Genomic DNA, 25733 nt, shown 5'->3' with positions numbered 1-25733 from the left:
AAAAATAGACATATCATTTAATATGTCTACTTAATGGAGGAAATATGGAAAAGCATCTGCTTGCGCTCTATCAATATAAGAATCAGCGTATTCCTCAGAGTAAATTGGCAGCACACATCGGCTTAAGTCAAAAACAGCTTTCCCGTAACCTGGCACGCTGGCAATCAGAAGGTATTCTCGATTATGTAAGCGGTAAAGGAAGAAGTCGATATACGGTTATTACCTGGCATAAAGATATTGAAGCCAGCTACTACCGCAAAATTAAAAGGTTACTTAATGCAGGGCATCTGGAAGAAGCACTGCCCTATTTATCATGGTCATGGAGCAGTCTCACACAGCAGAAGTTATTGACGAAATCAAATAAGTTACTAGGATTCGCCAAAACCTCGCTGAATGAAGACAAGCTGACTATTACTAAGAGACACAGTCTACTGTCTACACGCCCTTTTGAAGTTCTTGAAGCTAAAAATGCCAGTGTGCTGATGAGCGTCTTCGATACATTATTTAAAGTCAACGAAGACCAGTCCGTTGAATACCATCTGGCACATCATTATGAATGTCATGCGCATTCTATTGATATTTATTTAAGACCACATGTTAAATTTCACGACGGCTCTTACCTGTCCTCTATAGATGTCAAACGAAGTCTGGAACATGCTCGGTCGCATCAGTATACAGCTGATTCACTTGAGCAGATCACTCGTATTGAACTGATAGATGAACTGGCTTTAACGATTCATTTTGATAACTGTCCACAGATTGTAGCTTTACTGGGTCATTTATCTCTTGCTATTTACAAAGAGACAGAGGGCAGGTATATCGGAACAGGACCTTATTTCATTAAACGTGATAATCAGTATACGACTATCCTGAAGCGGTTTAATGATTACTATGGTCATGCTGCATTCATCGATGAAATAGAGCTCGTCTACATACCAGAAGTCAAGAAACCTGTCATTGGTGACTCAGATGAACCGACGACCACGATGACAAAAAATATCGGCTTTTATTATATGTGTCAACATCCTGCTAGCACACTGACTTCAGACCAAAAACAATACATCAAATCAATCTTAAAAAATGAATATCATCTGACAATGGACCGGCCAGCACCCAAGATATTAAGTAACTCCACCTATATACAACAAGAAAAGGTTGTCAAACCGGTCTTCGATACGCCTATCCGAATTGACTGTATTGAAATTAACGACACTGCTCGGCAGACTTTCGACACCATTTTCGATCGCCACCAGATTCCTTATGAACTCATCAATCATACATTTGCTGATTCAATTGGCGGTGACATGAACTTATGCGGTGACTATTATTTTTTCGGCGAATATTTGGATATACCGCAAACCCTTGCCTATCACCATTTTATTTTCGGCTCATCTTCCAGTATTCATCAGCTGATGTCATCATACAGCTGGTTCCATCGTGTCAAATCCTTTTATCATGTAATCCCTTATCATAGCTGGAATCGACTGAATCGTCTTATTGACCGAAAACTTGATCAGCATGCTATTCTTTACCCGCTCTATATCGTTGAAGACAGTATTACTTTTGCCCGTTCATTACAGGGTGTGTCACTTAACCAGTATGGCTTTATTAACTTCAATCAAATATGGCGCAAAAAAAGCGATTAATCCGTAGATTAATCGCTTTTTGTATATAATTAGATACCGTGTGCGCGGTTCTGGTTACGTTTGTAGAAGTAGATAGGAACCCCGATTAAAGTAATACCGATACCGATTAATGCCAGTACAGGTTGTGTGAATAATGTATTCGCAAGTACGAACAGACCTGAGATTAATGCGATAAGCGGAATGATTGGGTAGAGCGGTACTCTGTATGGACGTTCCATATTCGGCTGTTTCTTTCTCAGTACCATCACTGCGACGAATGTCATACAGTAGAAGAACCAGATAACGAAGACCAGCATGTTAGTGATGGTTTCGAATGCACCCATTAATACCATTGCCATTGCGATGATGTATAATACGATACCACTGAACCAAGGTGCACCTGATTTAGATAATTTCAGGAACTGTCTGCTGAATGGCAGCATACCGTTTTCAGCCATTGCGTAAGGAACACGCATACCTGTCATCGTATAGCCGTTCATTGAACCATAGATTGAGATCATGATACCGATTGTGATTAATTTACCACCTTGGTCACCGAATAATTTCATTGCTGTGTCTGCTGCTGCGTTTTCATTACCTGCTAATGCTGAGATCGGTAATGAGAACATGAACGCTGCGTTTACTAATAAGTAGATAGCCATGACAAGGCCGATACCGATTGAGATTGCAAGTGGTAAGTCTTTCTTAGGGTTTTTCATTTCCCCTGCGATGTTACCTACGTGCATCCAGCCGTCATATGCGAACATGGTTGCCAGTAAACCTGTACCAATGATCGAGAACAAGCTACCATTGCCGCTTTCCATCGGCGGGAATAATGAGAAGTCGACTTTATCTTGCTGTAATAAGCCGAAGATAATGATGAGTGCCAGTGGGATCAACTTGATGACAAGTGTGACGGACTGTAACATACCGCCTGCTTTTGATCCCATAAAGTTAATAAGTAATACAGATAATGCTGCGATAAATGCGATCGGAATCAATAACCCTTTGTCTAAATGGAATAAGTTGATCAGCTGTGTTGAGAAAATAATCGCCTGTGCGGCTACGTTTGCCGGGAAGTAGATAAATGCAAGTGCCCAGCCTGATAAGAAGCCCCAGAAGTCGCCGAATGTGTATTCAAGGTACTTCGTCATACCACCTGTCTGCGGGATTGCTGCGGCAAGTTCTGCGGCTGTCAGACCACCACAGATAGTCATGATACCACCGAGAATCCACACTAAGAACGTTAAGCCTACGGAATGTGTGGCATCGGTGATTGCGGCTACTTTAAAGAAGACCCCCGATCCGATAACAGTACCCATTACGAGCGCGAGCGCAGGGAATAGGCCGATATCTTTTTTTAACTCTGTTTGTGCTGCCATTGTTGCTTCCTCTCCTTCTATATGTTTTCTTCCTTGAAAGCAATTACATTATATAATAAATAAACGCGTTAAAGCACTTAAATTTGATTAATATTTAACACCTTTATGAACATTGTTGTAAAACAGAAAACACACTTGACAAGTCAAGTGTGTTTCACTATTTTCCGAGGTATTTCTCAATATAAAATGCTGATTCTTCAATTGATTTGTACTCTGTATTAATAACAGTTGCATTGAGCCGCTGGAAGACTTCCTCAGCATAACTCAGTTCCTCTTTGATTCGTTTTAAATTGTTGTAGTTCGACTCCTGACGCAGCCCGAGCACTTTCACACGTTCCGTACGGATATTCGCGATATAATCCGGACTTGCTGTCAGACCGAAGACACGCAGACCTTTCTGACGGTATACTTCCTCTGGGATGGGTGATTCAGGCACAAGCGGTATATTAGCAATCTTGTAGCCTTTATTCGCCAGATACATGCTGAGCGGCGTCTTAGATGTACGGGATACACCGACAATGACAGCATCCGCTTCCTGCAGATTGGTGAAGTTCTTGCCATCATCATATTTGACTGAGTATTCCATCGCCTCGATACGTTTGAAATACTTGTCATCCAGCTTACGGAAAGCGCCGCGTTCCATGAGTGGCTCAAGCCCAGTATGCTCCTGGATGACATGTATCAGGCTCGTCATATAATCGATATAAGAGACACCTTCACGTTCACAGAATTCACTGGCGAACGCATTGAACTCTTCATCGACAATCGTCGTCACAATGATGGCGCGGTTCTTTTTAGCCAGATTGAGAATATTGATGAAGCTGTCTTTATCATGGATGAAAGAGAACTTCTTGATTTCGATCGTCTCAATGGAAGGGAACTGCGTCAACGTGGCTTGAATCATCCGCTGCGCAGTCTCCCCGATCGAATCAGAGATGACATATATTTTTAAATCGTCCAAACGATTCCCTCCTATTTGCTCTGAGCAGCAGCAAGACGAGCACCTGGCACACGGTAAGGTGAACAAGAAACATAGTCAATTGCCAGCGTATTGAAGTAGTTGATGGATTTAGGATCTCCACCCAGTTCTCCGCAGACACCAATCTTGATTTCAGGTTTAACTGACTTCGCCTGTTCAACAGCAATCTTGATCAAGCGTCCAATTCCGTCAACGTCTAAAGTCTGGAACGGATCGATTGCGAGAATATCATCATTCATGTAGTCATTGATGAATTTACCTGCGTCATCACGTGAGAAACCATAAGTCAGCTGTGTTAAGTCATTGGTACCGAAACTGAAGAAGTCACATTCCTGCGCTAAGTCACCTGCAATGAGGCAGGCACGAGGCGTTTCAATCATCGTACCGATCTTGTAATCCACTGTAATGTTCAGTTCACTGATTTTACGCTCGATGACGGCTTTCAAGTTGGTGAATTCTTTCATTGTTGAGACAAGCGGAATCATGATTTCAGGCTGGCAGTTGATACCTTCGTCTTTTAATTTCTGGACACTTGTCATCATTGCCTCTACTTGCATTTCGTACAGCTCCGGATAAGTGATGGCCAGGCGACAGCCCCGGTGGCCGAGCATCGGGTTCACTTCCTGCAGCTCTAAAATACGACGTTCCAATTTCTCAACAGATAATCCGAGCTGACCAGCTACCGCTTCTACTTCTTCACGTTCTCTAGGTACAAACTCGTGTAAGGGTGGATCTAACAGGCGAACAATCGTCGGTCTTTCACCTGACAGACGGAAGATTTTCTCGAAGTCTTCTGCCTGATACTTCTTCAGTTCATCAAGCGCTGCCACGCGCTCTTCGTGATTAGACGCGATGATGAAGCGGCGCATCTGAATGAGGCGTTCCTCACCAAAGAACATATGCTCCGTACGGACAAGACCGATACCGACTGCCCCGAATTCGTAACCAGCAGCGATATCCTGTTCTGTCTCAGCATTCATACGGACTTTAAGACGCGCAACTTCATCCGTCCAAGTCATGAACTGTTCGAATTCTGCACTGTGTTCAGCATTCGTCGTCTGCACTTCGCCGTGGTAGATATGACCTGTCGAACCATCCACTGAGATGATATCGCCTTCAGCCAGTTCTCCACCCGGAAACTTCACTGTTTTATTCTTCGTATCGATATCAAGGTCTGAACAGCCTGTGACACAGCATTTACCCATACCACGTGCCACTACAGCCGCGTGAGATGTCATACCGCCGTGCGTCGTCACGATGGCTTCACTGGCGATCATTCCTTCGATATCTTCAGGCGAGGTTTCCGGACGCACTAAGATGACTTTCTCGCCTGCTTCAGCCTGCGCTTTTGCCTCCGCTGCTGAGAAGACCACTTGACCTGTCGCTGCACCCGGGCTTGCCGGCAGTCCGATATGAGAGATCACTTCTGCTTCTTCCAGTGCTTTTGCATCAAATGCCGGATGCAGAAGCTGGTCGATTGATTTAGATTCTACTTTTGAAATAGCTTCCTCTTTAGAGAGTACACCCTCTTCAACCATATCAACCGCAATCTTCATAGCCGCTTTAGCCGTACGTTTACCATTACGCGTCTGGAGGATGAAGAGTTTCTCGTCTTCAATCGTGAATTCGATATCCTGCATATCATGATAATGTTCTTCCAGCTTATGCGTGACATCCACGAATGCCTGATAAACAGCGGGCATCTGTGTATTCAATGTCTCTATTTCTTTCGGTGTACGGATACCTGCTACAACATCCTCACCTTGTGCGTTCAGTAAGTACTCACCGTATAGCTTGTTCTCACCCGTCGACGGATTACGTGTGAAGGCAACACCTGTCCCTGATTTCTCGCCGCTGTTACCGAAGACCATTTCCTGAACATTAACCGCAGTCCCGATATCATGCGGAATCTCATTGAGTTCACGATAGATGCGGGCACGGTCATTATTCCATGACTTGAAGACCGCTTCAATCGCTTCGTTCAACTGTTCAAGCGGCTCCTGCGGGAAAGGTTTGTAGACCTCTTCCATATACACCTCTTTGAAACGCTCACAGATCTGTTGTAAATCTTCAGCAGGAATATCTGCATCTGACACATAACCTTTCTGCTTCTTGAAGTCGTTGAAATAAGACTCAAATGCATGCATCGGAATTTCATAAACAACCTGACCGAACATCTGTAAGAGACGACGGTAGCAGTCGTAGGCAAAACGCGCATCATTCGTATTATTCGCAAGTTTTTCGACGTTTTCGTCATTCAGTCCTAAGTTGAGAATGGTATCCATCATCCCTGGCATAGAGATTTTAGCGCCGCTTCGAACAGAGACTAAGAGAAGAGAATCAGCAGAGAATTCTTTACCTGTCTTTTTATACAGCGCTTGCAGCTGTTCTTCAAGTTCAGCTTTCACTTCATCAGATAAGCCACCATTCTGAAGGTACTGGATACATGCTTCAGTCGTGATGGTGAAGCCGTTAGGAACCGGCAGACCCAGTCGCATCATTTCTGATAAGTTAGCACCCTTTCCTCCTAATAAGTCTTTCATTGACTGCTGACCTTCTTCAAACGCATAAATAAACTTGCTCATTCCATTCACCTCATCATTTAATGTGTTATACTATTTGAATAATAGTATGTCATATTTAAAAATAAATAACAACGATAAATATCACAAAATGTAAAATAGCCCATTCCGAAGAATGGGCTATTATAGATTGTCTTAATCGCTGACAGATTATCAGACGGATCATAAAAAAAGAGACTGGAACTTATTCCAGTCTCGTCAAATTAAATTGCATTGACATCTATTTCAATATCGATAGAGTTTTTCAGCGCTTTGGAATAAGGACAGTAATGATGCGCTTTATCTACATAATCTTCTGCTTCTTCCTGCGACATATTGTGCAGGGTCACTTCAAGCGCAGCTGCTAACTTGACCCCTCCATCCGCTTTATCAGGTAACAATGATGCTGTGACTCTCACTTCTGGTTCTGCATCTTCTACTTTCGCATTCTTCAGAATAAAAATCAGCGCATTATTAAAACAAGCACTGTAGCCCGCCGCAAATAACTGTTCTGGATTAGACTCAGTCGTTGCCTGGCCGCCCATCTCTTTCGGTGTCGCGATATCTAAATAGAATGTATTATCTTCACTGAAGACCTTACCATCTCTGCCGTCCTTACTGATAACAGTTGTTTCATATAACGGTTTGACCATGCTTATCTCTCCTTCTCTATATTAATTAAATCATTTAAGTTATATTAATGATTATACTGCTTAAATATCTTTAAGTCAATCGCGCACGACTGAAAGGAGTCTAAATGAAACCACATTCAAATCAACTTGCTGACCAACTCTGCTTTTCTGTTTATAATGCAAGCCGCCTTTTTATTAAGTTCTATCATCAGGCACTGTCAGAATTCGAACTGACCTATCCCCAGTATCTTGTATTAATGATTCTATGGGAAAAAGATGAACAGCCTTTACACGAAATCGGCAGCCAGCTCAATCTTGCAAGCAATACCCTGACCCCTCTCCTCAAGCGAATGGAGCATGCAGGCTGGATTGAGCGACGCGCCTCAGAAAGCGATAAACGCCAGCTGTACGTATGTCTGACGGAAAAAGGACGTCAGCATGAATCCATTATTTCCACTAAAATCCAGCATTGCGTCTCTGATCAAAATATTGACCTGAATTTCCTACAGGAAACCCATAGGATGACGCAGCAACTTGAACAGCAGCTGAAAGAAATCATCAAGAAATAGAAGGGACCATGCATATGCACGGTCCCTTTTATAAAGTTGACAAGTGATGAAATCAGCTTGTCGCGCAGAATCAGTCGGTCATTCTGCGCGACAGCTGACTCACGCGCCAAACCAGATTCCATTTTGCGTGAGAAGCCTGTATTCATTCTTCTTCATCCATCTCACTAAAGATATCTCCTCGGTCCTTAGTGTTCCATTCAATTATATAAGATATAATCAACAGAATCACTCCGCTGTCTGCAATCATCCAGTTTAGCGGCCGCTGAAACATCAAGATTCCTATTATCAAGATATATATTCCCATCAACAGTAAGACTTGATGACCATACAATAGATAAATATCTTTTTCTCTGCTGAATAGAAACTGACCTTCTACAGGAAAATCTCTTAATTTACTTTTCAGTCTTTTGATAATTTTGTATAGACCCATGAGCACTGCTAAAGTCAGCACGGCACATAAAACCCATATAGCCACTTGATACCCTATCCATTCACCGATGACAAAATAAATAATAACAAATAAAATATTTTTCCATTCTTTCTGATTAATCACTTAATCACCTCATATATAACCATAATACCAATAAACCCCAAATATAAAAGTCATCTCAAAAAAGAGGGCTTGAGCATAATGATATTTATCAAACTGTCTGATAGTCCCTGGGCTGAAGGATGTTTACCAGAAATGAATTCGGTTATTTGTATATCGACACTTTTAAAGGGGGCTTTTAGCATGGCAAATGAGCAATTAATTAAGGCGTTACATGACTGTATGGCAGCTTGTAATCATTGTTTCGATGCGTGTCTAAACGAGGATGATGTTAAAATGATGGCCAACTGCATCCGTCTCGACCGTGAATGCTCCGAAATCTGCGGTTACTTAGAAGGGGCATTATCTCGCAATTCTCCAGTGGTTCAGGAGCTCGCAGAAGCATGTGCGAAAATCTGTGATGCATGTGCCGCTGAGTGTAAGCAGCATGACCATGACCACTGTCAGAAATGTGCAGATGCCTGTGCAAAGTGCGCAGAAGCATGCCGCCAAGTTGCCTGACATAAAAGAAGGACCGACGCCTCCGGCTTCGGTCCTTCTTTTATGTCAGGTTGTCTGTCTTACCGTCTCTCTTGCCCCTTGATAGATGCTTTCTGGATAGTCGTATATCCGCATCAGTTCAATCGCATTTGACGTCTTCGTTACACCACGTTTCAATTTATAATCAAATTCTACATCATTATTCTCGGTCAACGTCTCAGAGAAATAGTAGAAATCAAATTCATCCTCAAGCATCGCTGTCAGCTCTATATCATGAGTGGCGGTGATCAGCGTCACTTCGTCCCTATCGTTCAGATACCTCAGTATCGCTTCTGCTGACGCCACACGTTCTTTTGTGTTGGTGCCTCTCAGAATCTCATCAATGAAAATATAGACGGGACGATCGACCTGCTGCAGAATACGCTTCAATGACTTTATCTCACTGATGAAGTAACTGTCTCCTGCCATAATACTGTCCTCCAGGTTCATGGAGGTGTACAAATCTCCTTGAGGCAATATAAATTGTTCAGCAGCAGCGGTTTCCAGTCCTTTTGACAGGACGATATTAAGCGCCAGCATCTTCATGAATGTTGATTTGCCTGAAGCATTCGAGCCAGTCAGAATAATATCACTATCCACCTTTATATCATTGGCTACAAAATCCTTGAGAAGCAGATGATAGCCGCCCTGCACGACCAATGTCTCCCCCGCTTCAGGCTCTGTATAGTAGGTTAATGTCTCACGCCATAGGGCAGTCGCATAACTCAGATCATGCAGACCGATAGTGTGGAAGCATGCCTCATAAGTCTCATGGTTACGATGCAGAATACTGACAGCATAATAATAGAGATGATAGTCAGCATTAAAGACCGACTTCAGTGCGTTCAGAATCTGCAAGAAGAAGTTCTGATCATTCTGCTTATCATTCAACATGAGATAACTCAGTAGTCCTACACTACGCAGTCGGCCCTGCTTAATTGAATAATAAGGGCTGACCTTCGACAGTTGTTCTGCACTGCGTATCAGCTGAACCGCATAAAACAGTTCACTATAATTAGTCTCATTTCTAGAAGTAAAGGTAAAAGATTGCATCATATTGAATCCTATACTCATAAAAAGGGCGACCAAACCCACTGTTACAGATATATTAAACAATAGGAGACTTATAAGCGGCAGTATACTGAGAAATATATAGAACTTATTATAGTACTCTTTATTAAATGTTTTATCAATAAACTGCGAAGGATTGCTGTTAGCGTTCTTTCCCAGGTCAGCGAGTGCTATAGAGACATCCTCTCTGAACCCATGGTCTGTTCGAAAACGCTCCATTAAGTCACGGTCTACTTTCGGCAGTGTGCCGACATTCCTTAAGGCAGCATACAAATATTCCTCGCCTACTGTCGTGAAGTTATAGTTCAGCTGCCTGAAGACCGCCATCATATTCAAATCATTCCATGTAATATCATCAATGCCCTCATCTTCCTTACGGTAGTTCAGATAATAGCCGTCATAACGGATATAATCCCCTTTCTGAATCTTGAGCGCAGTCCTCTGATTCCACAATCCTTTAATACGTTTATTCTGTTTTCTCTTGTCATAGATCATAAGCCCGATACCGAGAATAAGAAATCCCAGTGTAATCCATACATAATTAAGCAGCATCATTTATCCCCTTGCCATTTTCTCTTATCTTCTCATAAATGGCTCATATTGTAAAAAAGACTCCTTCATTTCTGAAGGAGCCTAACCGATTATTCCGCTGCCAGTACATCCTGATACTCTTTGTTTTCTTCCAGGATTTTCTTTGCATATGGACAGACAGGTACAATCTTCTTATGGGTTTCACGCGCATATTCAACTGCAGCGGCTACTAATTGCTGACCGATGCCTTGTCCTCTTAATGCTTCATTAACTTCTGTATGGTCGATGACGATTTTGTCATCGCCGTTAGGTACATAGGTCATCATTGCATCAGGCTTATCTGGAGAATCTCCTAAGTAGAACATTTTATCGCCATGTTTTACACGATTCATTTATATCTCTCCTTTTGACAGTGATGATTCACTATACCCCTTTTTCCGCGCGCCTGAACATCTAACCCATCAGCTGCGAGATAAATACGATTATAATGACAACCGGCAGCACATAGCGGATCAGCGCATACCAGAAATGGAAGCCCTTCGGCATTACACGCTGCAGCTGTTCCGGCTTCATTACATAACCCGCAAACAGCGTCGTCAATAAGACACCAAGCGGCATCATGATGTTGGTCACCATAAAGTCCATATTATCAAAGATCGTACCCGCGCCGAATTTCACTTTGTTCAGTACACCGAACGATAATGCAGCTGGAATCCCGGCAATAAAGACGGCGAGGCTGAGCCACAGCGCAGCGCTTCTCCGCTTATCTTCACGACCCTTGATGACATTAGACAGATTAAGCTCCAGCAGTGATATAGATGACGTAAGCGCCGCAAAGAGGAACAGAATGAGAAAGAGTATGTAGAAGCCTGTTCCGAACGTCAGTTTACTGAACAGCTGCGGCAGGACGATGAAGAGAAGACCAGGTCCTGCTTCTGCCTTAATACCCAGTGCACTCGCTGCCGGAAAGATAGCGAGTCCTGCCAGAACCGAGACAAGTAAGTTCATCATGACAATCCAGCCCGCTGAGCTGAAGATATTGGTCTCCTGTTTCGTATAAGAAGCATAGGTAATCATGCCCGTCGTACCGAGGGATAATGCAAAGAAGGACTGGCCCATGGCATATAATGTGCCTTCGACGGATAAATCCTCGAATCGGGGTACGAGGAAATATTTGACGCCTGCCATTGCACCATCCAGCGTCAATGACCGCACGACAATGATCATGAACAGCAAGAGTAAAAGTGGCATCATCACTTTAGACGCTTTTTCTATTCCGTTCTCTATCCCGGATGACACGATATGACCGGTCACTGCAATGAAGAGAAACTGACCGAGCAGCGAGAGCCATGGACTGGTCGTCATATAAGGGAAGAAGCCGATATCTTCTTTGATAAGTCCGACACTTCCCAGAAGATAGTAGCCGATGAAAATAATGATCCAGCCACCGATGACACTATAAAAAGAATAGAGAATAAAGGCCGTAATATTCCCTAGGTAGCCGATACCATTCATGATTTTATTGGGCGTCAGTTTGCCAAAAATAGCTGTTGAATAGGTGCCGCCTGTCTGACCGATACTGAATTCTGTCATCAGCAGCGGGAGACCGATGATTAAAGTAAATAAGACAAATTCCAGTAGAAATGCGCCGCCGCCGTACTGCCCGGCAATGTAGGGGAACTTCCATATCGCACCGAGACCGATGGCAGATCCAGCACTTGCAAGGATAAATCCTAATGATGAATTCCAATTTTGCTTTTTATCCAATTAATACACTCCTTCACTTTAACGCTGTGAAGTGTCATTGTAACATGGTTTATTTTTTTAAACAACCTTCTTGACAATGTTACTAACTAGTATTAATATAATGGATGTTACTACTAGTTAGTAGTTATGAGGTGAATAATGGATACTACAGTTGAACGTCATTCAGCTGTCCATGCGATGATTGTCTTTCAACTTGCTAACCGCACACTCGAAAAGAATGTCGGAAAGAGTATCAGAGAAGCAGGTCTTACCCTTTCACAGTTCGGTGTCCTTGATGTCCTGTACTGCAAAGGTGAAATGCCCATCTGCAATCTGATGGAGAAGGTTCTTGGGACTGCCGGCAATATGACGGTTATCCTGAAGAATATGGAACGTGACGGCCTTGTCTGCCGGAACGTTTCTCCTGATGATAAACGAAAGTCAGTCATCGGCCTGACAGCTGAAGGTCGCAAGAAGTTTGAACAGGTGCTCCCTGCCCATCGCTCAGAAATCGACGAGGCTTTTGATGTACTGTCTGCAGAAGAACGCAGTCAGTTGATCACTATCCTCAAAAAATTCAAAAACAAAAACTGATTAAAGGAGATTTATCATGTCTAAAAAAGTATTAGTTATCAATGGTTCAGACCGCGAAGGTTCATTCAATGGTCAATTAGCAGCACAATTAGTAGGAGAACTCGAAAAAAACGGTGCAGCTGCTGAAATTCTTGACTACTCTGCACTACCATTACTGAGTCAGAACAATGAATATCCGAACCAACAGGTTATCACAGATATCCGCGCACAGGTAAAAGCAGCAGATGCCCTGCTGATTGTCTCTCCTGAGTACAACGGTTCATATACTGCACGTCTTAAAAACTTAATCGACTGGTTATCTCGTCCGACAGAACAAGGTAACAATGAAGAAATCACTGTCATCAACAGTAAACCTGTTGCGGTGGCAAGTGTGGCGAACTCTACTTACGGTAAATTCGTACGTCAGAATTTAAACACTTTAGTCGCTTACACTCGTATGAAACCGATGGACCACGAAGGTCTTGGCATCAAAATTCCAGGAGCAGCGTGGGGAACAGGTCAATTAGAGTTAGAACCTGAACAACAAGAGAAAGTTGAAGCATTCGTCAAAGAATTCATCGCTTTCATCGGATAATCATCAGACCGGGTCTTCCGGTCTTTTTTTTGTTATAATGAGCGCAAATATTCGAGGAGCACGGCCCGTGAAAATCACTTATCTGGATACTTATATCGAAACAGACAGACTTTATATCCGCCCCCTGAAGTCAAACGATCTGGAGGCGTTCAAAGAAGGTTTCGCGCAGCGCAAGCCGAAACAGAATGCATTCGATGCAGATGATATCGACGTCTCAAGCTATACGAGGGCTACCTTTAAACAAGTCATTCAGTCATTGATTCAGCTGGCTGCAGAGGATGAGTCATATATATTCGCTATCTTCCTGAAGGAAAGTCATTTACCTATCGGCAAAGTTGAGTTCACCACCCTGCTACGGGACCAGTTCAACTGGGGTATGGTCGGTTATGTACTGAATAACAGCTACTGGGGCAGAGGATATGGAAGCGAGGCTGTCGCAGCTGCTGTTCAATATGCATTGCAGCACCTGAACTACCATCGTATCGAAGCGCATATTACGCCTGATAACAGCCGTTCGATCAGAACCGCTGAGAATGCGGGACTTAGTTTCGAATGCATCCGGGAGAAGTTTATCCAGGAAGAAACTGGCTGGGTCGACAAGTCAATATACGTTATAAACAAATAAGAGCCGGCAGACTGCCGGCTCTTATTTAAAATATGAAATGACTTCCTCTGTATTCTTACGGCTCTGAGGTCGCTTCGGCTCATGATCCCGGTAACCGAGAGACATCATAACAGAGATGCCTTCATCGGGACGGAGCACACCTGCATCATGCAGAATCCGGTTGACGTTACGGTACTGGAATCCTTCTATCGGACAAGAGTCGATGCCGATGAGTGCAGCTGCTGTCATCATATTGCCGAGCGCAATATACGTCTGCTTACTGGACCAGTCAAACAACGCTTTCTCCGAGTCAGCGATCTCCATATCACGCTCCTGGAAACCTTTATAAATCGTCAGTACTTTTTCTCTCTGCTCAGGATTGAGACCCATCCGCTCAGTCAGTTCATGAAACGCATCACCATCATAGCGTGCATGTTCACGCGCGGCAATGAGGATGAAATGACTGGCCGTCTCAAGCTGCTTTTTCGCGCCCCAGCTGATGTCATGTAATTGCTGCTTGACTGCTTCATTGTCCAAAACGATAAACCGCCACGGCTCAAGACCAACTGAACTCGGACTGAGACGACCCGCCTCTAGTATATAGTCCAGATCAGCCTGCTCCACCTTTTTAGCCGGGTCATAGGACTTGATGGCACGACGAAATCTGAAAGCTTCTAACACCTGTTGCTTCACTTGTTCTTTATCCACACTAAAACCTCCTTACTGTTACATACCCATTCCCTCTAAAAGAAAAAACACCTCATTTAAGAGATGTTTAGGCCTTGATCCAGCCGATAGCAATGGTCCCAAAGCCGGTATGTACACCTGCTACATGGACAAGAGGATATTTTTCAATAGTCTTCTCAGGATAACGCTCTTTTAACCAAGCAATCAGTTGATCTGCTTCACTGTGCTCCCCGGCATAAGAGACACCGATTTTTGAAGGATTGTCCTGTTCAATTCTGCTCTCCAGTTTACCATGAATAAAGCTGAGCGCCTTCTTCTTCGAGCGGATTTTCTCTATCGGATAGAGCTTGCCGTCTTCGAAATCAAGAATCAGCTGAATGTTCAGGATGCCGGCGATAATGCCTTGTGATTTACTGACACGTCCGCTATTCTTCAGCTGGTTCAAGTTCTTAGGATAAATCATCAGTACCGGGTCCTTCGTAAAGTCCTTGATTCTCTGAACAATCTCCTCATAAGGAATCCCTGCTTCAGCGGCCTTTACCCCTTCTTCAATCATACGACGTTCAGGATAATCACCGATCTTGGAGTTGATGACAGTCGATTCTATATCGAACTCACGACTTGCCATCTCAGAACTCTCGTAAGTGCCTGTCATCTCCTGCGTCGCATGAATGGCGATCACGTGCGTGTAGCCACTATCCACAATCTTCTGATACGTCTCGTGGAATTTCTGTCTGGACGGCTGGAACGTCTTTGCGCCGTCACCATAAGTCTGCAGCTTGTCATAGAATTCATCAGTCTGTATATCTATATAATCGACATACTCCTGATTATTCAACACAACACCCATGGGTACAACATAGACATCAGGATGTTCATGGATACCGAATCCGGATGCCGAATCAGTTATAAAAGCGATTTTTTCCAATGTTAAACCTCCTTATTTTATATCATCATAGCATATTTTACTTTTATTCAATAATATATGATGAATCAATAAGATGACAAATATAAGGACAAAATAAAATGACTGACATAATTTTACTATCAAATAAAAATAAAAACCTCATCTACTGATGAGGTTTCTGCTATTAATGATGACATTGCTTATGCATATCGATGACCATCCGTCCCTGAATCGTGCCATTCTGATTTTATTATCCTTCTGCCACTTGAGGTGTCTCGTAGATCTCTATCCAGTTGATGTGATGGTCGTCTCTTTCCAAGACATGGAACATATAGCCTTCATGAAAGATCTCGTCCGACTCTTCTGTCAAGAGGCCCATCCAGCCGCCCATCGTGTCTATCGAATTCCGTTCGATGGTGATGTCCAGTAATTTCTCAATATCATTGATGGCTGCGCTTGAATGGACTTTATAATGGTTGTCAGCGATTTTAATGATCCGTTCAGGTTCTTCCTCATCGTGTTCATCCCGTATTTCACCGACCAGTTCTTCGATGATATCCTCAATGGTCACAATACCGCTTGTACCGCCGTACTCATCCATCAGTATCGCCAGATGGACACGTTTCTGACGCATTTTCTGCAGGAGACTGTTCAGTGAAACGGATTCGATATCCCGGATAACAGGATTGATATAGTCCGTCATCTTCATGTTCAAGACGCTTTCTTTATCCATCATGGTGAACTTGATGAAATCCTTCATATGGATAAAGCCGATGATCTGGTCTTTATCGCCTTCGTAGACCGGATATCTTGTATAGCGTTCTTCCGTCATACACTTCAGGACTTCTGCCATTGAAGCCGTCACGTCAAAACCGATGATTTCATTACGCGGCGTCATGATTTCTCTTGCCACTTTGTCATCAAATTCAAAGACATTATTGATGACGTTCAGTTCCTCTATATCTATCTCACCTGACTGATAGCTGTCAGATAACAGGAGACGCAGTTCTTCTTCACTGTGTGTCATTTCATGCTCACTGACCGGTTTAATACCCAGCAGTCGGATCAGCAGTCTGGCAGAACCGTTCAGTATCCAGATGAATGGATAGAGCAGTCTGTAGAAGAACATAATGGGTTTACTGAACATCAGCGTCACCGCTTCTGCTTTCTGGATCGCAATGGTCTTCGGCGCAAGTTCGCCTACGACGACATGCAGGAAGGTCGCGATGATGAAAGCGCCCGCCAGTGTGAAGCCATGAATCCAGCCGTGCGGGATTCCTAAGGCTGTAAAAAGCGGATGCAGCATGAACTCAAACGTCTTCTCTCCGACCATCCCGATACCAAGGGCCGTGATGGTAATGCCGAGCTGACAGGCACTTAAGTATTCATCGAGCTGGCTGACCACTTTCTGTGCGGCCTGTGAACCCGGTTTCCCTTCAGCTACAAGCTGACTTAATCTTGAGTGCCTCACTTTGACGATAGCGAACTCTGTAGCGACGAAAAATGCGGTCAAGATGATGAGTAGCGTAAAAATGATTAAATTGATTGTGGTTTCCAAAAATATCCTCCGTTAATGTAGAAGTAGAAGCAGTGCTTTAACTACTGCCAAGTCTTTTGTTGCCAGCTGTTTAATCTGTTCGAGATTATCAGACTGTGCGATGCGCTTGATATCCTGTTCAAGCTGTTTAATCTGCGACTGTATATCGCGCCGTTCAGGTGTGAGAATCTGGCGGATTTCAGTGAGATGCTTACCTTGTTCTTTCAGATTTTCGATCTGATGAACACGGTCAACCATCGCTACATCATACAGCCGGTAATTAGATGTTGTCCGTTCGAAGTCCAGCAGCTTCATATTGGTGTAATAATCAATTGTCCGGTTAGTAACACCTGCCAGCTTCGCCAGTTCACCGATTTTTAGTAAGTCCTTCCCATCAATATCCCTCCAAACCATCACGTGATAGTTTTATTATAACATGCTGACTGATAGACACAAAAAAACAACCCTTCTGCTGAAAGGCTGTTAAAGTTCCATATCGATATGCGGGATTTCATGATGATTATAGACATCGGATGTCGCAGTAAAACCGAAGGATTCATAGAATTCCTTCAGATAAGCTTGCGCAATAATCTTGATCGTCTTGCCCGGATAGCGTTTCTGAATCTCTTCAATGGTCAGACCGACGAGCTTTCGGCCTAACTTCTGCTTGCGAAACTCCTTCAGGACGAGCACTCGGCCAAATCTGATGCAGTCAGGTTCTTCAATGATACGAGAATACGCTTTAAGCTGGCCATCTTCTTCCAATGAAACATGCAGGCACGTGCGGTCGTGCTGATCCACATCACCGTAATGTCCGTCCTGTTCTACAATAAAGGTGTTGATTCTCGCTTCAATAATCGTCAATATCTCTTCTGAAGAAAGTTCCTGCAGTTTCTTCACTTTGAGTTCCATGCGCTCACTCTCCTTACTGTTTATGGTGTCCATTATAGATGTTTTGATGAGAAATAACTACTGATTGACTAACGCAAAAAAGACAGCTCATCTGAGCTGCCTTCTGCTTATGCATTGATGACAAGTTGTTTATCTTGAACGTCGATATTCACTTCTTTAACTTCCGGATGATCCAGGTAGTGATCTGTGATCATATCACGTACATGCTGTTCAACGACGCGGCGTAATGGACGTGCCCCGAGTTTCTCATCGTAGCCTTGTTCAATCAGCCAGTCTTTAGCGTCTTCCGAAATGTTCATCGTGATTTCTTTTTTGTCGAGTGTGTGCTGCACATCTGCGAGCATCAGTTCAACAATGTGTCTTAAGTCTTCTTTTGTCAGATGCTTGAACTCCACAATCGCATTGAAACGGTTGAGAAATTCCGGACGGAAGAAGTGCTTGAGGTCATCAAAGATGCTCTCTCTGTCTGCTTCCTGACCATCACCGAACCCTGCGTTTGAAGTGGCGATGATAATAGTGTTCTTGAAGTTAACGATGTTGCCCTGTCCGTCTGTCAGTTTACCGTCATCCAGTACTTGCAGTAACAGTGTCAGGATCTGCGGATTCGCTTTCTCGATTTCATCGAACAGAATGACAGAGTACGGGTTACGTCTGACTTTTTCAGTCAATGTGTTGGCGTTATCATCGTAGCCGACATAGCCTGCTGTTGTACCGATCATTTTAGAGACTGCTGTCTGGTCCATGTATTCACTCATGTCGAGTCTGATCAGGGAATCTTTATTACCGAACAGGTCCACCGCCAGTTGTTTAGCAAGTTCTGTTTTACCGACACCCGTCGGACCGACGAATAAGAAGCTGCCGATCGGACGGTTGCCTTCGTCAAACCCTGCACGATTACGTCTGATAGCACGGGATACTGCTGTCACTGCATCCGCTTGGCCGATGATTTTTTCTTCAAGGCGTGACTGAATGTTTTTCAGACGTTCCAGATCATCAGAATCCATTTTAGAGACCGGAATACCTGTCAGGCGTTCAACCGTTGCTGCGACTTCATCAACTGTGACCGTATTTTTATTGTCGTCATGTGCTGCTGACACTTTATCATTCAGTTCTTTGATCTGAGCCTGCAGCTGACTTGCTTTTTCATATTCTTCTTTCTGGACAGCCTGTTCTTTTTCTGCTGTCAGTGCTTGAATTTCTTTCTCTGCTTCTACTTTATCTACTGCAGTATGAGCAGCAGAGACGTGTGCTGCAGTGATATCCATCAAGTCAATCGCTTTATCCGGTAAAGTGCGCTGCGGAATATACTGGATAGACAGCTCAATCGCTGCTTTCAGTGCTGCGTCCGGAATCTCAACATTATGGTGTTTTTCGTAGTTGTCACGGATGCCTTTCAAGATTTCAAAGGCATCTTCTTTAGAAGGTTCATTGACGACGACTTCATTGAAACGGCGTGATAAAGCTGCATCCTTCAAGATGGTATTACGGTATTCATCCTGAGTTGTCGCACCGATGACAGAGATTTCACCACGGCTCAGTGCCGGTTTCATGATATCCGACAGTCCTTTGCTGCCTGAGTCGCCGCCAGTAGAGCCTGCACCGATCATCTGATGGATTTCATCCAGGAATAAGACGATATTGCCGTGTGCCTTCACTTCATCCAGTAATTTCTGAACGTTTTCCTCAAATGCACCGCGGTACTGTGTGCCTGCTTCCAGCGCTGAAATATCGAGTGAGTAGATTTCCTTGTCTTTGATTGAAGCCGGGACATTTCCTTTCACTATCTCCTGAGCGAGGCCTTCGACGATTGCTGTCTTACCGACCCCTGCTTCACCGACTAGGATTGGATTGTTCTTGATACGGCGGCTCAGTACTTCCGCGGTATCCTGAATCTCTTTATCGCGGCCGATCACCGGGTCAAGTTTGCCTTGGCGTGCTTCTTCAGTTAAGTTGCGGCCTAGTTTACCGAGTATTCCATCTGCAGATAACGGGTTATTCTGTCCTGTGACAGACGATGGCTGTTGATCCTCCTTGAAGTGGTAGCCCTGCTGTTTAAGTGCAGCTAATTGTTCAGGTGTGACTTCCTGGCCGTTGATATAGTAGCGTTTTTTAGTGTAATTGTTAGTTTTCATCTGGTTCATATCGTTAAACATACTGTTAAATAATGCATCAAATTCGTTGCTGAAAAATGAGTTATTCATAACTTATTCCTCCTAATATTCAGTTGTCATTTTACTATCAAAGGGTGCTTATTCCTTTGATATATTCATTATATACCCAAGGTCAAAAAAGGTCAAACAATTTATTGACCTTTTTTGACTATTATTTTTGCATAAAAAAAGAGCCTCCAAAAAGGAGACTGCTGCTAATGATGATGATAATCTGTTAAAAATCGTTCCAGGCGGTTGCAGCCTTCTACAATCTCTTCCATTGTACTCGCAAAAGAAATTCGAATATGACCTTCGCCGTAGGATGTAAAGGCAGCACCAGGGACGACTGCTACTTGCTCCGCTGCCAGCAGCTCTGTCGCAAACTGAAAGGAGTCGCTGTTATAGGCTGAGATATCAGGCAGAATGTAGAATGCACCGGTGGGCAGCTCCACTGGCAGTCCCATCTGTCTCAGTCTGTCATAGAGATAGTCTCTTCTCTCCCGGTAAGCTGTATTCATATCAGTGATCATCTGCTTGGCGGCTGGATGCGTCAAAGCTGCAATTGCACCGTATTGTGAGGGTGTGGCAGCACAGATCGAGTTATAGAGATGGACTTTTGTCACCTGGTCAATGGCCGCTTCCGGTGCCAGCACATAACCGATTCGAGCCCCGGTCATGGCATGTGACTTCGATAAGCCGTTGATATAGAAGAGCTGACTGCGTACTTCAGGATGTTCTATGAAGGAATGATGCTGACCTTCATAGATATTCTCTGAATAGATTTCATCCGTAATGATGAAGAGATCTCTGTCCTTCAAGAGCTGCACAAGTTCCTGGATGGTTTCTGCACTCAATGTCGTGCCAGTTGGATTAGTCGGATAATTGAAGAGGACCGCTTTCGTCCGGGGAGTGATTGCTGCAGCGATCTGTGCTGCTGTCGGCACAAAATGCGTCTCTGTCGTATCGACAAATACCGTCTTCGCACCGAGCAGCTGAATAATCGGCTCGTAGCCCGCATAGGCAGGTGCAGGAATGATGACTTCATCCCCCGTATTCAGAATCGTTCTGAAGATACTGTCAATCGCTTCTGAGCCGCCATTTGTAATCAGCACTTCAGTCTCAGGATGATAATCCACATTAAACCGCTCAGCTGTGTAATCTGTAATTGCCGTACGCAATTCTATCAGGCCTTTGTTATGCGTGTAGCGCAACTGCCCTGCTTCGATGGCTGCGGTCATCGCCTGTCTGATGAAGTCCGGCGTATCAAATCCCGACTGTCCTAAAGTCAGATTAATGCCATTCTCATACTGGCTGACCTTGTTCGCAAACTGACGGGTCCCCGGTACTTGTAATGCCATCACCCGGTCATTGAATTGTGGCATGGCTGTTCCTCCTTAGATGATGTCATTCTGGATGAGCTGTTCCAGTGTCTGACGCTTGATAACCGGTCTGACGCCTGCCTCAGAGACGAAGACAACAGCGGGTTTCAGCATCTGATTGTAGTTTGAACTCATGCTGTAGTGATAAGCGCCAGTCGACAGAACTGCGAGCAGATCGCCCCGTCTGATACTTGCCGGCAGCTTGATATCCCGGCGGATAATATCACCTGACTCACATAGCTTGCCGGCAATCGTCATCATCTTGTCATGCGTTTCCTCACGATTCACCAGCCGCAGTTCATACTTGGCATCATATAACGCCGTACGGATATGATCGCTCATGCCGCCGTCAATCGACACATAGTAATTTGTACCTGGAATATCCTTGATATTGCCGACTTCATATAAAGTGATGCCCGCTTCTCCGACGATGGAACGGCCCGGTTCCAGAGAAAGTTCCGGCACTGGATAATCATGTGTCTGGCAGGCTGACTGAATGGCATCTGTAATGGTTCTGATACCTTCTTCAATCGGATAGCTTACATCATCATCTGTGTATTTAATGCTGAAGCCGCCGCCGATATTCAGCACCTGAATATGGATATCGTTTTCTTTCAGCCATTCAATCACCAGTTTAACAGTCTCCACTGTCCCTGTTGATTCAAAAATCTGTGAGCCGATATGGAAGTGCACACCCATAAAGTCGATATGTTCAGCCGCCTCAATCTGGCGGACACCTTCTAGCGCCAGCCCTTTCTTGATACTGAGACCGAATTTGCTGTCTTCCTGTCCCGTCTGAATAAACTCATGCGTGTGTGCTTCAACACCTGGGTTAATACGGAGCACTGCCTTGACCTGTCTCGTCGCCAGCGCATTGATACGCGCGATTTCATCCAGACTGTCGATGACGAAGTATTCAACGCCTGACTCAATCGCATAGATAATCTCCCGGTCCGTCTTATTATTGCCGTGGAAATGAATATGGTCCGGTGCTACATGTGACTGTAGCGCTGTATAGAGTTCACCTTCACTGACCACATCCAGTCCCATCTGTTCTTCCGCCATCAGATTGAACAGCTGGACGCTTGAGAAGGCTTTGGAAGCATAAGAAATCGTATAGTCCAGCCCGGATGCTGTAAGCGCACGGTGAAATCTCCGGCATTGTTCTCTGATCATCGTTTCATCATAGACGAAAAGTGGTGTTCCGTATTCCTTCGCGATATCAGACAGCTTATGGCCATGCAGCGTCAGTTCATTATTCACATATTGTAATGTCATTTAAAGTATCTCCTTTTTGAGTGAGTGATGGTTCAGAGCACTCAGTTGTTCTGAATTTGCACCGACGCCTTTGAATGTATGTTCATCGATACGAATAGCATTGCTATAGAGAATCACCGTGTCGCCCGGCTTCACGCTGTCATCCACTTCCACAAAGAGATGGCTCATCATCAGCGCACGGATAGGAAAACGCCTGCCGTTGATCAGACAGTCGTGCTTGCTACGGGTCCGGAGTATACCGTCGCCGTACCCGATATCAATGACGGCTATCTTCACGTCATGATCAGCTGTATAAGCGAAACTATAACCGGCTGATTCCCCTTTTTTAAGCTCACGTATCTGAATAACGTTCGCACTGACAGTCAGAGCCTGCTGAGTAATGGTTTCATCCAGACTTGAGTAAGGCCTGCTGCCGTAGAGAATAATGCCTAGCCGCGCATGGCTGTGCTGACTAAAGAGACCGTCCCTGACGAAACTTGCGCTGTTCTGGGCATGCACATAGTCAAAATGATAATCCTCTAGCATCTCACCTAGTCCCGCCAGCCACGCAGCTTTCTCCATTTCATAATGCGGCACATCAAACTCATCTGCATAGCCGAAATGTGTCCATATCCCTGTGATATTCATCTGTTCATGTTCCGGTCGTTGCTCATTGAGGCGGATGACTTCTCGCATCTCATCGAACGTCTTAAATCCTGAACGATGCAGCAGATTTTCATACTCCAGATGGACATCGAGGCCCGCAAGTTCTGTCTGATATTCTTCGTAGAATGCGAGCGACGGCAATGTCATATGGATACGGTGATGTCTCAGTACATCGAACTCGGTAGATGGATTCATCAGAAAGATGTTCGCATCAGGGGCTAGTTCACGTACACGCAATGCTTCATGCAGTACAGTGGTACTGAACGTATCGATACCTGCTGACAGAAAGGCTGCCACTGCAAAGTCCAGTCCATAGTGATAGGCATTGTTTTTAACGACAGCCATGACCGGCTGTCCTTGGATCACATGCTGAATGTTTTCTTTGAAGACCTGAGTATCAAGTGTCCATCTAGCGGTCATAGCGTCGCCTCGAATCTACTGAGAATCGCACTGAACAGGTCGACGCCGCCGAGCAGCACCTTCTCATCAAAGTTCAGGGTTGATGTGTGTAAACCGGTGACAAAATTCTGGGCGGTATTGCGGCAGCCCAGAAAGGCAAAGGCAGTCGGTGCGATCGTACTGTAGAACGCAAAATCCTCACCGAATAAATAGGGCTCCTTTTTCTCGACCCATTCAAGACTCGTGTCCTCACTCGCCGCTTTCATCATGGCATAGGCCGCACGATCATTATGTGTCGACGGATAGCCTTCTGAGAACTTCACTTCAACATTTGTACCTGTCACGACGGCACAGGCTTCAGCAATCTTTGTCATCTGTGTCTGAACGGTCTCCAGGTCAGCCTTATCATACGTTCTGATGGTCCCTTCCAGATAACCATTCGAAGGAACGGTGTTGATCGCTTCACCGGCATGGAACTGGCCGATATGGACAATATTCTGCCGGAGACCCGGCAGATGATAATGCTGCAGCTGTGACACCTGATTCAAAATAAAGGTCAGCGCCTCACCGGCAGAATGCCCCTGCTCCTTATTCGCGACATGAGCTGACAGTCCTGTGATAAAGAAGCGGTATTCTGTCGCACTCGCTGTAATTGCACCTGGTTTCGACAGAATCAGTCCTTCCTCATTATCAGGCATCATATGCAGACCGAAGATATAGTCAGGTAGTGGATTAAAGGTGTAGGCTTGCAGCAGCTGGTGCGCCCCGGCTTCTGTTTCCTCGGAAGGCTGGAATATAAAGTAGACGGTCGCTGTCAATTGACCTGCATCGTATAGCGCTTTGACACGCTTTGCAAAAGCGAGCAGCATCGTCGTATGCCCGTCATGGCCACAAGCATGCATGACATTGTCTACTGCTGAGCGGTAATCAACATCATTCTCTTCCTGAATCGGCAGCGCGTCGATATCTGCGCGGAAAGCGACTGCTCGATCTGTCGTGCCCTTCAGATACGCGACGACCCCCGTCGGCAGCGGCGTCTCATAAGGGATGCCTGCCACGTCCAGTTCGTTTTTAATGAAAGCTGTCGTCTCAAATTCCTGCATGCTCAGTTCAGGATGCTGATGTAGCCAGCGTCTCGTCTCTTTCAGATATTCATATTCCATAACCTTCACCTCTATATTAGTCGTTCAGTTTTCTCAGTGCCTGTACAATCTCAATTTTAGAACTTTCCACTTCATGTGCCTGCTTGATGACACGTGCCGGCATCCCTGCGACGACCGCCCCGGCCGGTACATCTTCCGTCACAATGGCACCCGCCGCTACAACGGCGCCTTTACCGATACGAACCCCTTCCAGTACGACGGCATTGGCACCGATCAAGACATCATCCTCCACAATGACAGGCTGTGCACTCGGTGGCTCAATGACACCGGCAAGTACAGCTCCGGCACCGACATGGACGTTTTTGCCGGTTGTCGCACGGCCGCCGAGTGTTGCGTTCATATCAATCATCGTCCCGGCACCGACGACTGCGCCGATATTGACGGTTGCTCCCATCATGATGACTGCCCCGTCATGGATCTCCGCATGCTCACGGATAAATGCCCCCGGCTCGATACGCGCGTTGATTTTGGTCTGGTCAATCAGTGGAATCGCTGAATTACGACGGTCATACTCCACTTCGACATCTGTCATGACAGCCTGATGTTCTTCATAGAAAGCTGTCCAGTCCTTGAAGTCACCGAAAATCGTTTTAGATGATTCACTGCCGAAGACTTTCAGGCTCTCCGGGAATGTGACGTCACTGAAATTGCCGTTGACATAGACTTTGACCGGCGTCTTCTTCTCGCTATCACTGATATATTGAATAATTTCCTGTGCTGATTGTAATGTCATCATTTA

Annotated in this window: 25 protein-coding genes; 6 read left to right on the top strand and 19 right to left on the bottom strand. The window is 44.8% G+C overall.

The window, feature by feature from the left end; translation table 11 throughout:
• Positions 1-44 precede the first annotated feature (44 nt).
• Positions 45-1646, top strand: a complete 1602-nt coding sequence (locus QSV55_RS02050) for an ABC transporter substrate-binding protein (protein ID WP_289650495.1) — start codon at positions 45-47, stop codon at positions 1644-1646.
• A 29-nt stretch (positions 1647-1675) separates the two neighbouring features.
• Here the strand turns inward: QSV55_RS02050 and QSV55_RS02045 are convergent, their stop codons facing one another.
• The 4 genes from QSV55_RS02045 to QSV55_RS02030 all read right to left on the bottom strand — a co-directional run bounded on the left by QSV55_RS02045 (position 1676) and on the right by QSV55_RS02030 (position 7200).
• The gene (locus QSV55_RS02045) at positions 1676-3007 is read right to left on the bottom strand and encodes an APC family permease (protein ID WP_289650494.1); all 1332 of its coding nucleotides are present in this window, start codon (positions 3005-3007) and stop codon (positions 1676-1678) included.
• Between the two features lie 157 nt (positions 3008-3164).
• Complete coding sequence (locus tag QSV55_RS02040) at positions 3165-3968, bottom strand: pyruvate, water dikinase regulatory protein (RefSeq protein WP_243721495.1); 804 nt, start codon at positions 3966-3968, stop codon at positions 3165-3167.
• Between the two features lie 11 nt (positions 3969-3979).
• A complete protein-coding gene (gene ppdK / locus QSV55_RS02035; protein WP_289650493.1) occupies positions 3980-6571 on the bottom strand; it encodes a pyruvate, phosphate dikinase in 2592 nt (863 codons plus the stop codon).
• Positions 6572-6771: 200 nt separating this feature from the next.
• Complete coding sequence (locus QSV55_RS02030) at positions 6772-7200, bottom strand: organic hydroperoxide resistance protein (protein WP_289650492.1); 429 nt, start codon at positions 7198-7200, stop codon at positions 6772-6774.
• 104 nt (positions 7201-7304) lie between these two features.
• On the opposite strand from QSV55_RS02030, the gene QSV55_RS02025 reads away from it, so the two are divergent.
• A complete protein-coding gene (locus tag QSV55_RS02025) occupies positions 7305-7748 on the top strand; it encodes a MarR family winged helix-turn-helix transcriptional regulator (protein ID WP_289650491.1) in 444 nt (147 codons plus the stop codon).
• Positions 7749-7890: 142 nt separating this feature from the next.
• Here QSV55_RS02025 and QSV55_RS02020 read toward each other — a convergent pair whose 3' ends face one another.
• A complete protein-coding gene (locus QSV55_RS02020; RefSeq protein ID WP_289650490.1) occupies positions 7891-8301 on the bottom strand; it encodes a hypothetical protein in 411 nt (136 codons plus the stop codon).
• Between the two features lie 180 nt (positions 8302-8481).
• Between QSV55_RS02020 and QSV55_RS02015 the strand changes: the two genes are divergently transcribed.
• On the top strand, positions 8482-8799 hold the full coding sequence (locus tag QSV55_RS02015; protein ID WP_289650489.1) for a four-helix bundle copper-binding protein: 318 nt from the start codon (positions 8482-8484) through the stop codon (positions 8797-8799).
• 45 nt (positions 8800-8844) lie between these two features.
• Here QSV55_RS02015 and QSV55_RS02010 read toward each other — a convergent pair whose 3' ends face one another.
• The 3 genes from QSV55_RS02010 to QSV55_RS02000 form a co-directional block, all read right to left on the bottom strand.
• The gene (locus tag QSV55_RS02010; protein ID WP_289650488.1) at positions 8845-10440 is read right to left on the bottom strand and encodes a MutS-related protein; all 1596 of its coding nucleotides are present in this window, start codon (positions 10438-10440) and stop codon (positions 8845-8847) included.
• An 89-nt stretch (positions 10441-10529) separates the two neighbouring features.
• Positions 10530-10811 carry a GNAT family N-acetyltransferase gene (locus QSV55_RS02005; protein WP_289650487.1) on the bottom strand — a complete coding sequence of 94 codons (282 nt, stop codon included), beginning with the start codon at positions 10809-10811 and terminating at the stop codon, positions 10530-10532.
• Between the two features lie 61 nt (positions 10812-10872).
• Positions 10873-12186: a sodium-dependent transporter gene (locus tag QSV55_RS02000; RefSeq protein WP_289650486.1), complete on the bottom strand. Its 1314-nt coding sequence runs from the start codon at positions 12184-12186 to the stop codon at positions 10873-10875.
• 138 nt (positions 12187-12324) lie between these two features.
• Between QSV55_RS02000 and QSV55_RS01995 the strand changes: the two genes are divergently transcribed.
• The 3 genes from QSV55_RS01995 to QSV55_RS01985 all read left to right on the top strand — a co-directional run bounded on the left by QSV55_RS01995 (position 12325) and on the right by QSV55_RS01985 (position 13958).
• Positions 12325-12759, top strand: coding sequence for a MarR family winged helix-turn-helix transcriptional regulator (locus QSV55_RS01995; RefSeq protein WP_133452391.1), 435 nt, complete (start codon positions 12325-12327; stop codon positions 12757-12759).
• A 16-nt stretch (positions 12760-12775) separates the two neighbouring features.
• Positions 12776-13333, top strand: coding sequence for an NADPH-dependent FMN reductase (locus tag QSV55_RS01990; protein WP_289650485.1), 558 nt, complete (start codon positions 12776-12778; stop codon positions 13331-13333).
• Between the two features lie 67 nt (positions 13334-13400).
• Entirely contained in the window at positions 13401-13958 is a 558-nt protein-coding gene (locus tag QSV55_RS01985; RefSeq protein ID WP_289650484.1) for a GNAT family N-acetyltransferase, read from the top strand.
• Positions 13959-13979: 21 nt separating this feature from the next.
• On the opposite strand, the gene QSV55_RS01980 is transcribed toward QSV55_RS01985, so the two are convergent.
• From QSV55_RS01980 to dapD, 11 genes are all read right to left on the bottom strand, one after another.
• A complete protein-coding gene (locus QSV55_RS01980; RefSeq protein WP_289650483.1) occupies positions 13980-14645 on the bottom strand; it encodes an NAD(P)H-dependent oxidoreductase in 666 nt (221 codons plus the stop codon).
• A gap of 67 nt (positions 14646-14712) precedes the next feature.
• Positions 14713-15552 (bottom strand): DegV family protein, encoded by an 840-nt coding sequence (locus tag QSV55_RS01975; RefSeq protein ID WP_289650482.1) that lies wholly within the window; start codon positions 15550-15552, stop codon positions 14713-14715.
• A gap of 229 nt (positions 15553-15781) precedes the next feature.
• Complete coding sequence (locus QSV55_RS01970) at positions 15782-17089, bottom strand: hemolysin family protein (protein ID WP_289650481.1); 1308 nt, start codon at positions 17087-17089, stop codon at positions 15782-15784.
• A gap of 12 nt (positions 17090-17101) precedes the next feature.
• A complete protein-coding gene (locus QSV55_RS01965) occupies positions 17102-17482 on the bottom strand; it encodes a MerR family transcriptional regulator (protein ID WP_289650480.1) in 381 nt (126 codons plus the stop codon).
• A gap of 69 nt (positions 17483-17551) precedes the next feature.
• Positions 17552-17980: a GNAT family N-acetyltransferase gene (locus QSV55_RS01960; protein WP_289650479.1), complete on the bottom strand. Its 429-nt coding sequence runs from the start codon at positions 17978-17980 to the stop codon at positions 17552-17554.
• 107 nt (positions 17981-18087) lie between these two features.
• Positions 18088-20181 carry an ATP-dependent Clp protease ATP-binding subunit gene (locus QSV55_RS01955; RefSeq protein ID WP_289650478.1) on the bottom strand — a complete coding sequence of 698 codons (2094 nt, stop codon included), beginning with the start codon at positions 20179-20181 and terminating at the stop codon, positions 18088-18090.
• 164 nt (positions 20182-20345) lie between these two features.
• Entirely contained in the window at positions 20346-21512 is a 1167-nt protein-coding gene (locus tag QSV55_RS01950) for an aminotransferase class I/II-fold pyridoxal phosphate-dependent enzyme (protein ID WP_289650477.1), read from the bottom strand.
• A gap of 12 nt (positions 21513-21524) precedes the next feature.
• Positions 21525-22787 carry a diaminopimelate decarboxylase gene (lysA, locus tag QSV55_RS01945; protein WP_289650476.1) on the bottom strand — a complete coding sequence of 421 codons (1263 nt, stop codon included), beginning with the start codon at positions 22785-22787 and terminating at the stop codon, positions 21525-21527.
• Positions 22788-23852, bottom strand: a complete 1065-nt coding sequence (gene alr, locus QSV55_RS01940) for an alanine racemase (protein ID WP_289650475.1) — start codon at positions 23850-23852, stop codon at positions 22788-22790.
• Positions 23849-24994 carry a M20 metallopeptidase family protein gene (locus QSV55_RS01935; RefSeq protein WP_289650474.1) on the bottom strand — a complete coding sequence of 382 codons (1146 nt, stop codon included), beginning with the start codon at positions 24992-24994 and terminating at the stop codon, positions 23849-23851. The genes alr and QSV55_RS01935 overlap by 4 nt, the downstream gene beginning before the upstream one ends.
• A 16-nt stretch (positions 24995-25010) precedes the next feature.
• Positions 25011-25730 (bottom strand): 2,3,4,5-tetrahydropyridine-2,6-dicarboxylate N-acetyltransferase, encoded by a 720-nt coding sequence (gene dapD, locus QSV55_RS01930; protein ID WP_289650473.1) that lies wholly within the window; start codon positions 25728-25730, stop codon positions 25011-25013.
• Between the last annotated feature and the right edge of the window lie 3 nt (positions 25731-25733).

Origin of the sequence: Macrococcus bovicus (assembly GCF_030376725.1) — a bacterium.
GTDB classification, from domain to species: Bacteria; Bacillota; Bacilli; order Staphylococcales; family Staphylococcaceae; genus Macrococcus; species Macrococcus bovicus.
The sequence above is the reverse complement of the archived record's forward strand: the minus strand, read 5'-3'. Positions and strand labels throughout refer to the sequence as shown.

Bases quoted from the DNA above. Each gene is read 5' to 3' on its own strand.
- QSV55_RS02015 (WP_289650489.1), top strand. From the start codon at position 8,482: ATGGCAAATGAGCAATTAATTAAGGCGTTACATGACTGTATGGCAGCT.
- dapD (WP_289650473.1), bottom strand. From the start codon at position 25,730: ATGATGACATTACAATCAGCACAGGAAATTATTCAATATATCAGTGAT.
- QSV55_RS01955 (WP_289650478.1), bottom strand. From the start codon at position 20,181: ATGAATAACTCATTTTTCAGCAACGAATTTGATGCATTATTTAACAGT.
- QSV55_RS01950 (WP_289650477.1), bottom strand. From the start codon at position 21,512: ATGCCACAATTCAATGACCGGGTGATGGCATTACAAGTACCGGGGACC.
- alr (WP_289650475.1), bottom strand. From the start codon at position 23,852: ATGACCGCTAGATGGACACTTGATACTCAGGTCTTCAAAGAAAACATT.
- QSV55_RS01960 (WP_289650479.1), bottom strand. From the start codon at position 17,980: ATGGAACTCAAAGTGAAGAAACTGCAGGAACTTTCTTCAGAAGAGATA.
- QSV55_RS02030 (WP_289650492.1), bottom strand. From the start codon at position 7,200: ATGGTCAAACCGTTATATGAAACAACTGTTATCAGTAAGGACGGCAGA.
- QSV55_RS01935 (WP_289650474.1), bottom strand. From the start codon at position 24,994: ATGGAATATGAATATCTGAAAGAGACGAGACGCTGGCTACATCAGCAT.
- QSV55_RS02005 (WP_289650487.1), bottom strand. From the start codon at position 10,811: ATGAATCGTGTAAAACATGGCGATAAAATGTTCTACTTAGGAGATTCT.
- QSV55_RS01995 (WP_133452391.1), top strand. From the start codon at position 12,325: ATGGATACTACAGTTGAACGTCATTCAGCTGTCCATGCGATGATTGTC.
- QSV55_RS02050 (WP_289650495.1), top strand. From the start codon at position 45: ATGGAAAAGCATCTGCTTGCGCTCTATCAATATAAGAATCAGCGTATT.
- QSV55_RS02045 (WP_289650494.1), bottom strand. From the start codon at position 3,007: ATGGCAGCACAAACAGAGTTAAAAAAAGATATCGGCCTATTCCCTGCG.
- lysA (WP_289650476.1), bottom strand. From the start codon at position 22,787: ATGACATTACAATATGTGAATAATGAACTGACGCTGCATGGCCATAAG.
- QSV55_RS02025 (WP_289650491.1), top strand. From the start codon at position 7,305: ATGAAACCACATTCAAATCAACTTGCTGACCAACTCTGCTTTTCTGTT.
- QSV55_RS01990 (WP_289650485.1), top strand. From the start codon at position 12,776: ATGTCTAAAAAAGTATTAGTTATCAATGGTTCAGACCGCGAAGGTTCA.
- QSV55_RS02010 (WP_289650488.1), bottom strand. From the start codon at position 10,440: ATGCTGCTTAATTATGTATGGATTACACTGGGATTTCTTATTCTCGGT.
- ppdK (WP_289650493.1), bottom strand. From the start codon at position 6,571: ATGAGCAAGTTTATTTATGCGTTTGAAGAAGGTCAGCAGTCAATGAAA.
- QSV55_RS01965 (WP_289650480.1), bottom strand. From the start codon at position 17,482: ATGGTTTGGAGGGATATTGATGGGAAGGACTTACTAAAAATCGGTGAA.